Genomic DNA, 8,553 nt, shown 5'->3' with positions numbered 1-8,553 from the left:
TCCCGCAACCGCAAGGGCAGCACGTGGGTGCTTTCGCTGGCGGACGGCCATCTGGTTGCCGCCGACCACATCGGCAATGCATTGGCCACCAACGTGGGGACCTAGCACGAAGATTCGCCGCGGGCGTCTCAATGAGACAGCCGCGCGGCGAATCTTCGTGTTGAGTGGTTAGCGCCTACCTACGGCCGCGACGGGCCGTGGTCTTCTTGGCCGGAGCCTTCTTGGCGACGCGCTTCCTGGCCGGTGCCTTACGCGCGGGAGCCTTCTTCACGGCTTTGGTGACCCGCTTTGCCGCCGACTTTGTAGCCTTCTTCACGGCTTTCTTTGCGGGTGCCCGCTTGGTCGCGGCCTTACGGGCCGGAGCCTTCTTGGCAGCGGCCTTACGGGCCGGGGCCTTCTTGGCAACCTTCTTGACGGCCTTGGTGGCCTTCTTGGCCGGCGACTTCTTGGCCACCTTCTTGGCTCCGCCGGCGACGACACCTCGCTTCACTGCTGGTCCTTCCGCTGGGAGGCGCTGCGCGCCAGAGACAACCGCTTTGAATTGTGCGCCCGGCCGGAACGCAGGCACAGATGTTGGCTTTACCTTTACCGTCTCACCGGTGCGCGGGTTACGGGCTACACGTGCCGCGCGACGGCGCTGTTCGAAGACACCGAAGCCGGTAATGGTCACGCTGTCGCCCTTGTGCACCGCCCGCACAATAGTGTCGACGACATTCTCGACGGCGGCGGTTGCCGACCGACGATCTGAGCCCAATTTCACTGTGAGCACATCAATGAGCTCTGCCTTGTTCATGCATATCCTCCGCTGCTAGCGGCCCACGTTGGACCGACTAGAGGACACGGTAAACCCTCAGGTGCCTGATTTCCAAGAGCCACGCGCAATTTCAATCGGTTCTGGCGAACTTTTTAGGAATCCGGTTGCCGCGCTTGATAGGTGGCTGGAGAGAGGACTAGCCGTCAAATGCACCGCTGTGGCGCCCGAAATTCGGGGCCAATCGAGCCGTCAGGAAGTTGGCAATGTCTGCGGCTTCCAAGCCGTCCGAGCCGTCTCGAAAACCTCGATCTGGTCCCGTTTTCGCAGCGTAAGGGCTATATCGTCGAGACATTCTATCAGACGCCAGGCGGTGTAGTCGTCAATCTTGAACGGCACCACCACCGTTCCTGCAGCCACATTCCGATCTTGAAGATTGACAGTGATTTCCAACCCGGGGCTGCCCTCGATGAGCTTCCAGAGCAGTTCCACATCGTCTTGGGCAACTTCGGCAGCCAGCAGGCCCGCCTTCCCCGCATTGCTCCGGAAAATGTCGCCGAACCGAGACGAGATGACTACTCGGAATCCGTAGTCCATAAGCGCCCACACCGCATGCTCGCGAGAGGACCCGGTGCCGAAATCGGGACCGGCAACCAGTACTGAACCCCTGTCAAACGGAGGAAGATTGAGCACAAAAGAGGGATCGTTCCGCCACGCCGCGAACAATCCATCTTCGAAACCCGTTCGGGTCACCCGCTTCAAATAGACCGCCGGAATGATCTGATCGGTGTCGACATTGGACCGCCGCAGCGGCACTCCGATACCCGTGTGGGTGTGAAAAGCCTCCATTAGAGTTCTCCCTCTTCTCAGTTCAAGTCGGCCGGGGCCGAGAGTTTCCCGCGCACCGCGGTGGCGGCGGCAACGGCAGGCGACACCAAGTGTGTGCGGCCGCCCTTGCCCTGGCGTCCTTCGAAATTGCGGTTTGACGTTGCCGCGCACCGCTCCCCCGGCGCCAGCTGGTCTGGATTCATCCCAAGGCACATCGAGCAGCCGGCCTGACGCCACTCGGCGCCGGCAGCAGTGAAGATCTCGCCCAGTCCTTCGTTTTCGGCCTGCGCGCGTACCCGCATCGAACCCGGCACGACCAGCATCCGCACTCCGTCGGCGACTTTGCGGCCTCGCAACACCTCGGCCACCACGCGCAAATCCTCGATGCGGCCGTTGGTACACGATCCGACAAACACGGCATCCACCGCGATATCACGCATCGGAATGCCGGGTCGAAGGTCCATGTACGCCAGCGCTTTCTCGGCGGCCTGGCGCTCGTTGTCGTCGGTCATCAGCTCGGGATCAGGCACCGCCGCCCCCAACGGCACTCCCTGCCCGGGATTTGTCCCCCAGGTGACAAACGGCGTCAACGAAGCGGTATCCAAATAAACCTCGGTGTCAAACTCGGCGCCTTCGTCGGTAGCCAGCTGATCCCAATAGGCCACCGCCGCATCCCACTGCGCGCCGGTCGGGGCATGCGGGCGTCCGCGCAAGAATTCGTATGTGGTCGCATCGGGCGCCACCATCCCCGCCCGGGCCCCGGCCTCGATGCTCATATTGCAGATCGTCATCCGGGCTTCCATCGAAAGCGATTCGATGGTGCTGCCGCGATATTCGATGACATGGCCTTGGCCACCGCCGGTGCCGATCTTCGCGATCACCGACAGGATGATGTCCTTGGCTGTCACGCCGACCGGCAGTTCGCCGTCGACGTTGACGGCCATCGTCTTGAACGGCCGCAGGGGAAGTGTCTGGGTGGCCAGCACATGCTCGACCTCGGAAGTGCCGATTCCCATTGCCAATGCGCCGAATGCGCCGTGCGTCGAGGTGTGGCTGTCGCCGCACACGATCGTCATTCCCGGCTGAGTCAGACCCAGCTGCGGGCCAACAACGTGCACGATGCCCTGATCGATATCGCCCATCGGGTATAGCCGGATCCCGAATTCGGCGCAATTACGCCGCAGCGTCTCGACCTGGTTGCGGGAAACGGGATCGGCGATCGGCTTGTCGATGTCGATCGTCGGCACATTGTGGTCTTCGGTGGCCAACGTCAATTCGGGTCGGCGCACCGGACGCCCGGCCAGACGCAGACCGTCAAACGCCTGCGGACTGGTGACCTCATGGACCAGGTGCAGATCGATATAGATCAGGTCGGGCTCGGTGTCCCCGCCGGGGGCCACCACATGGTCGTCCCAAACCTTCTGCGCCAGCGTGCGCGGGCGCCCGGCATCAGTGTCGGCTGAAGTCTTCATCACGCGGTCATCCCGATTCCCTTGGTTGTGACCCGCCATTGCGGTGTCATAACATGATCTCACTATGCGAGACGTTAGTATCTCTCTGTGAGACAGGATAGCGGCATCGGCGTCCTCGACAAAGCCGTAGTGGTGCTGCACACAATCGCGGAATCACCGTGCGGGTTGGCCGAATTGTGCGATCGCACCGGTCTACCCAGAGCCACCGCACACCGATTAGCCGCCGGCTTGGAGGTCCATCGCCTGCTGGCACGCGACGGCGATGGGCGTTGGCGGCTCGGCCCGGCGGTCAGTGAGCTGGCGGCTCAGGTCAACGACCCACTGCTGGCGGCAAGCGCGATGGTGCTGCCGCGGCTGGGTGAGATCACCGGCGAAAGCGTGCAACTGTACCGCCGTGAGGGCAGCTGGCGGATCTGCATCGCCGCCGTGGAACCGCCTGCGGGCCTTCGCGATACCGTTCCGGTCGGAGCGCGTTTGCCGATGACGGCCGGTTCCGGAGCCAAGGTGCTACTGGCATACGGCGACGACGCCACTCGGCAGGCAGTACTACCCACCGCAAAATTCAGCGATCGCGCGCTGGCCGAAGTCCGGCGTCGCGGTTGGGCGCAAAGCGCCGGCGAGCGCGAGTCCGGAGTGGCGAGTGTGTCGGCGCCGGTACGCGATGCCCGCGGCGCGGTGATCGCCGCCATCTCGGTGTCGGGTCCGATCGACCGCATTGGCCGCCGCCCCGGCGCGCGTTGGGCGGCTGATCTGCTGGCGGCAGCCGATGCCCTTACCCGCCGACTGTAAAGCCCCGCTTTGATTGCCCGCCCAGCGGACCCACGGTGGCAACCTGACACACTGTCGCGATGGGAACCAATCAGCGCGCGAGCATCGTCATGTCCTCCGACGAGATCGCCGATTTTGTCGTCAAGAGCCGCACCGGAACGCTGGCCACCATTGGCTCGGACGGCCAGCCGCATTTGACCGCGATGTGGTACGCCGTGGTTGACGGCGAAATCTGGCTGGAAACCAAGGCCAAGTCGCAGAAGGCGGTCAACCTCATTCGAGACCCGCGGGTGAGCTTCCTGATTGAGGGCGGCGACACCTATGACACCTTGTGTGGAGTGTCCTTCGAAGGCGTCGCGGAGATTGTCGACGATCCCGACGTCTCGCACCGGGTCGGGGTCAGCGTATTCGAGCGCTACACCGGTCCCTACAGCGACGAAATGAAGCCGTTCGTCGAGCAGATGATGAACAAGCGAGTCTGCGTGCGCATCGTGGCCCGTCGCTCGCGTTCTTGGGATCACCGCAAACTGGGCTTGCCGGCCATGCCGGTGGGTGGATCGACGGCACCGGCCGTACTGGGGACCGGCCAGTAAATTTCGCTTGTAGCCCCGATGGGATTCGAACCCACGCTACCGCCGTGAGAGGGCGGCGTCCTAGGCCGCTAGACGACGGGGCCAGAACCGATCCGAGGTGCCAGCATAGCTCACCGGCATACGCCCACCTAATTGCTCAGGCGGTGAAGGACGTTGAAAAAAACCCTGCATAAACCCTGCAAAAACACTGCTGGGGTACCAGGACTCGAACCTAGAATGGCTGAACCAGAATCAGCTGTGTTGCCAATTACACCATACCCCATTGGCTGCCTAAAACAGCTGGTCAAAGGCTTCCCGCAGACAATGTGATGGTCATGCTGCCGCTGCTGCCAGCTGCCCAAGGGCCGACGTGCAGACTACCAAACAATGTGGTCGCTTCTCACCCGCGCCCGACCTGGTCGCGAGCTTCCCGCAGCCGCTGCTGACTGCGCTCGCGGCCAAGCAACTCCATTGATTCGAACAATGGCGGGCTGACTGAGGATCCGGTGATGGCCACCCGGATCGGACCGAAAGCCTTGCGCGGTTTGAGCCCGAGCCCCTCGACCAACGCGCCTTTGAGCGCGGCCTCGATGTCGGCCACCGTCCAATCCGACAGCCCATCCAGCGCTGCTGCCGCGGCGTCGAGCACCGGACCGGCGTCTGTACCCAGTTCCTTGGCCGCGGCCTTGGGGTCGATCGTGTATTCGTCGTCGTTGAAAAACTTCAACAGGTCCCACGCATCACCCAGCACGACGATGCGGGTTTGCACAAGGCCGGCGGCCACCGCGAACCGTGCATCGTCCAGCCCGGTGTGCTGCCCATGCGTATTGAAGTGGTCGCGCAGCCTGCCGGTGAAATCGTCGACGTCAAGCAGCCGGATGTGCTCGGCGTTGATCGCGTCTGCTTTTTTCTGGTCGAACCGCGCTGGGTTGGCGTTGACGTCGACAACGTCGAAAGCGGCCACCATTTCATCGAGGCTGAACACGTCGCGGTCGCCGGCGATCGCCCAGCCCAGCAACGCAAGATAATTCAGCAGCCCTTCGGGAATGAAGCCGCGGTCCCGGTGGGCGAACAGATTCGACTGCGGGTCACGTTTCGACAGTTTCCTGGTGCCTTCGCCCAACACCGTTGGCAAGTGGGCGAATTCCGGAACCCGCTCAGCAATCCCAATCCGGGTCAGCGCGTGGTACAGCGCGATCTGCCGTGGCGTCGACGGCAGCAAGTCCTCACCGCGCAACACATGCGTGATCTTCATCAAGGCGTCGTCAACCGGGTTGACCAAGGTGTACAACGGATCACCGGTTGCGCGGGTCAACGCGAAATCGGGCACCACACCCGCCGCGAAAGTAGTCGGTCCACGGACCAGATCGTCCCAGCCCAGATCTTTATCGGGCATCCGCAACCGCACCACCGGTTTACGGCCCTCGGCCAGATACGCCGCTTGCTGCTGCTGCGTCAGATCACGGTCGAAGTTGTCGTAGCCCAGCTTCGGACTGCGGCCGGCGGCCAGATGGCGCGCCTCGACTTCCTGAGGCGTCGAGAACGCCTGGTATGCCTCGCCCGCGGCGAGCAGCTGCCCGACCACGTCGCGGTAAATGTCGCTGCGCTGCGACTGCCGGTATGGACCGTAGGCCCCGCCTACCTCGGGGCCCTCGTCCCAATTCAGCCCGAGCCAGCGCAGCGCATCCAACAGCGCCAGGTAGCTTTCCTCGCTATCGCGTTCGGGGTCGGTATCCTCGACGCGGAACACGAAGGTGCCGCCGGTGTGTCGAGCGTAGGCCCAGTTGAACAGCGCGGTACGGATCAAGCCGACATGCGGTACACCGGTTGGCGACGGGCAGAACCGGACCCGTACACCGACTGCTTCAGTCACGATTTTCCTTTGCGGACAACGGGATTGGTCAACGTTCCGATTCCCGCGATGGTGACGCTGACGGTGTCGCCGTCTTCGATGGGTCCGACACCCGCTGGCGTGCCGGTGAGAATGAGATCGCCTGGCAGCAAGGTCATTACCGCCGAAACCCATTCCACGATCGCACCGATGCCGTGGATCATCAACGAGGTACGGCTGTGCTGTTTGACTTCGCCGTTGACCTCGGTGCGCAGTTCGAGGTCGGACGGGTCTAGGGGACTTACGTCGGTGACGATCCACGGCCCGACAGGGCAGAACGTGTCGTGGCCCTTCGCTCGTGTCCACTGGCCATCAGCGCGCTGTTGGTCGCGGGCCGACACGTCGTTGGCGATGGTGTAGCCCAGGATGCTCTCGGCAGCGCGCGCTGCCGTGACGTCCTTGCAGGGCCGACTGATCACTGCCGCCAGCTCGCCCTCGAAATGCACGGGCGATGCGGCAGCAGGCAATCGGATCGGCACATTGGGCCCGATGATCGCGGTATTGGGCTTGAGGAAGATCACCGGGTCGGCCGGCGCTTCACCGCCCATCTCGGCGATGTGATCGGCGTAGTTCTTGCCGATGCAGACCACCTTGCTCGCAAGCATCGGGGCTAGCAGTCGCGTGTCGGCCAGTGGCCACGAGCGGCCGGTGAAAGTCGGGGTGCCAAACGGATGCTCGGCGATCTCACGGGCCATCATCCCGCCGGGCTCGTCCGCGTCGCCGTCGATGCTGACGAACGCGACACCGTCAGGACTGGCAATTCGGCCAAGGCGCATTTGCCTGAGCCTAGCCGGGCGACGATCCGGGCCGACACGGCCCGGTGAGGAGCGCGGCAATTGAGCCGAGTAGGGGCCGGCGCGACTTGCGCAGCCGGGCTGGTTGGCGCTACAGCCACGGCATTCACACCGCTATGCGAGCATGGATTGATGCCGACGGAGCCGACCGGCACGGTCACACTCAGTGCGGGCCGCCGCTGGTCGATCGTCGTGGTTTCGCTGGTGGTGACGGCAAGTGCGTTCGTCTTCATCAACGGCGTCGCGTTCCTGATCCCCGCCCTGGAGGACGACCAAGGCACGCCGCTGGCCGAGGCGGGCTTGCTGTCGTCGATGCCGAGCTTCGGCATGGTGGCGACGCTGATTCTGTGGGGCTATCTACTAGACCGGGTGGGCGAACGCATCGTGTTGACGGTCGGCTCGGCGCTGACCGCGATAGCCGCCTACTTTGCGACGACGGTCCACTCGATGGTGTCCTTCGCTGCGCTGCTGTTCGTCGGCGGCATGGCGGCCGCCAGCTGTAACTCGGCCGGCGGTCGTCTGGTCTCCGGGTGGTTCCCGCCCGAGCAACGCGGTCTGGCGATGGGTGTTCGCCAGACCGCGCAGCCGCTGGGAATCGCGCTGGGCGCGTTGGTCATTCCCGGGCTCGCTGAGCACAGCCGCTCGGCGACGGCGGCCCTGATATTTCCAGCCGTGCTGTGTGCGGCATCGGCGGTGGCCAGCGTCGTGGGGGTCATCGAGCCGCCCCGCAAGGAATGGGACGAGGCCACCCCTACGGAGCTGGCCAACCCCTACCGCGGATCGTGGGTGCTGCGGCGAATCCACGCTGTTTCCGCACTGCTGATGGTGCCGCAGACGGTGACCGTGACATTCATGCTGATCTGGCTGATCACGAATTACCGGTGGTCGATCGCGTCGGCAGGCGCCGTCGTCACGCTGTCGCAGCTGCTCGGGGCCGCTGGCCGGGTCATGGTCGGCCGGTGGTCAGACCGGGTCGGGTCGCGGTTGCGTCCGGTGCGCATCATGGCCGTAACGGGTGTCGTGGTGCTGGTCGGGTTGGCGTTTGCCGATCATCTGCGCTCGTCGATCGCCGTAGCACTGATGGTCGCGGCATCGGTGGTCGCGGTTCTCGACAACGGGTTGGAATCCACCGCGATCACCGAGTACGCCGGGCCGTTCTGGAGCGGGCGCGCATTGGGCCTGCAGAACACCTATCAGCGGTTGATGGCAGCGGGCGCGCCGCCGGTGTTCGGTGAGCTGATTGCCGCGCACGGTTATCCGCCGGCATTTCTGCTTTGCGGCGTGTTCCCGCTGCTGGCGGTGCCGATTGTGCCGGCCAAAACGCTGCCGCCCGGCCTGGAGATCAGAGCGCGGACGCTATCCTTTCGCCGACTTCGGCGGTGGATAGCTGTCCGGTCGGGCGAGTGGCCAGATGGGACGCCACGGCCCGGTCCACTCGCGCGGCGGCAGCGTCTTCGCCGACGTGGGAAAGCAGCAG

At 64.1% G+C, this 8,553-nt stretch carries 7 protein-coding genes, 2 tRNA genes and 3 pseudogenes; 4 read left to right on the top strand and 8 right to left on the bottom strand.

Features of this window, described 5'->3' with window-relative positions; genetic code table 11:
• Nucleotides 1-105 (top strand): annotated as a pseudogene (locus WAN71_RS11995) (NUDIX hydrolase); the annotation flags it as partial.
• A gap of 70 nt (nt 106-175) precedes the next feature.
• Here the strand turns inward: WAN71_RS11995 and WAN71_RS11990 are convergent.
• The 3 genes from WAN71_RS11990 to leuC form a co-directional block, all read right to left on the bottom strand.
• Complete coding sequence (locus WAN71_RS11990; RefSeq protein ID WP_422225534.1) at nt 176-793, bottom strand: HU family DNA-binding protein; 618 nt, start codon at nt 791-793, stop codon at nt 176-178.
• A 210-nt stretch (nt 794-1,003) separates the two neighbouring features.
• Entirely contained in the window at nt 1,004-1,600 is a 597-nt protein-coding gene (gene leuD, locus WAN71_RS11985) for a 3-isopropylmalate dehydratase small subunit (protein WP_422225533.1), read from the bottom strand.
• Between the two features lie 17 nt (nt 1,601-1,617).
• Nucleotides 1,618-3,051, bottom strand: coding sequence for a 3-isopropylmalate dehydratase large subunit (leuC, locus tag WAN71_RS11980; protein WP_422225532.1), 1,434 nt, complete (start codon nt 3,049-3,051; stop codon nt 1,618-1,620).
• A gap of 87 nt (nt 3,052-3,138) precedes the next feature.
• Here leuC and WAN71_RS11975 point away from each other — a divergent pair, with 87 nt between their 5' ends.
• Nucleotides 3,139-3,840: an IclR family transcriptional regulator gene (locus tag WAN71_RS11975; RefSeq protein WP_422225531.1), complete on the top strand. Its 702-nt coding sequence runs from the start codon at nt 3,139-3,141 to the stop codon at nt 3,838-3,840.
• 59 nt (nt 3,841-3,899) lie between these two features.
• Nucleotides 3,900-4,412 (top strand): PPOX class F420-dependent oxidoreductase, encoded by a 513-nt coding sequence (locus tag WAN71_RS11970; protein ID WP_422225530.1) that lies wholly within the window; start codon nt 3,900-3,902, stop codon nt 4,410-4,412.
• Nucleotides 4,413-4,422: 10 nt separating this feature from the next.
• Here the strand turns inward: WAN71_RS11970 and WAN71_RS11965 are convergent.
• From WAN71_RS11965 to WAN71_RS11950, 4 genes are all read right to left on the bottom strand, one after another.
• A tRNA-Glu gene (locus WAN71_RS11965) sits at nt 4,423-4,495 on the bottom strand.
• A 107-nt stretch (nt 4,496-4,602) separates the two neighbouring features.
• Nucleotides 4,603-4,674: transfer RNA gene (locus WAN71_RS11960), tRNA-Gln, on the bottom strand.
• A gap of 117 nt (nt 4,675-4,791) precedes the next feature.
• Nucleotides 4,792-6,264, bottom strand: a complete 1,473-nt coding sequence (gltX, locus tag WAN71_RS11955) for a glutamate--tRNA ligase (RefSeq protein ID WP_422225529.1) — start codon at nt 6,262-6,264, stop codon at nt 4,792-4,794.
• A complete protein-coding gene (locus tag WAN71_RS11950; protein WP_422225528.1) occupies nt 6,261-7,058 on the bottom strand; it encodes a fumarylacetoacetate hydrolase family protein in 798 nt (265 codons plus the stop codon). Before WAN71_RS11950 ends, gltX begins: the two co-directional genes overlap by 4 nt.
• A 150-nt stretch (nt 7,059-7,208) precedes the next feature.
• Between WAN71_RS11950 and WAN71_RS11945 the strand changes: the two are divergent.
• A pseudogene (locus WAN71_RS11945) lies at nt 7,209-8,237 on the top strand (MFS transporter); the annotation flags it as partial.
• A 181-nt stretch (nt 8,238-8,418) separates the two neighbouring features.
• Here WAN71_RS11945 and WAN71_RS11940 read toward each other — a convergent pair.
• A pseudogene (locus WAN71_RS11940) lies at nt 8,419-8,553 on the bottom strand (3-isopropylmalate dehydrogenase); the annotation flags it as partial.

It is taken from the genome of Mycobacterium sp., assembly GCF_049280035.1.
Classification (GTDB): domain Bacteria; phylum Actinomycetota; class Actinomycetes; order Mycobacteriales; family Mycobacteriaceae; genus Mycobacterium.
Note: the sequence above shows the minus strand (reverse complement) of the source record. Positions and strands in the feature narration are given on the sequence as shown.

Bases quoted from the DNA above. Each gene is read 5' to 3' on its own strand.
- WAN71_RS11970 (WP_422225530.1), top strand. From the start codon at position 3,900: ATGGGAACCAATCAGCGCGCGAGCATCGTCATGTCCTCCGACGAGATC.
- leuC (WP_422225532.1), bottom strand. From the start codon at position 3,051: ATGAAGACTTCAGCCGACACTGATGCCGGGCGCCCGCGCACGCTGGCG.
- leuD (WP_422225533.1), bottom strand. From the start codon at position 1,600: ATGGAGGCTTTTCACACCCACACGGGTATCGGAGTGCCGCTGCGGCGG.
- WAN71_RS11950 (WP_422225528.1), bottom strand. From the start codon at position 7,058: ATGCGCCTTGGCCGAATTGCCAGTCCTGACGGTGTCGCGTTCGTCAGC.
- WAN71_RS11990 (WP_422225534.1), bottom strand. From the start codon at position 793: ATGAACAAGGCAGAGCTCATTGATGTGCTCACAGTGAAATTGGGCTCA.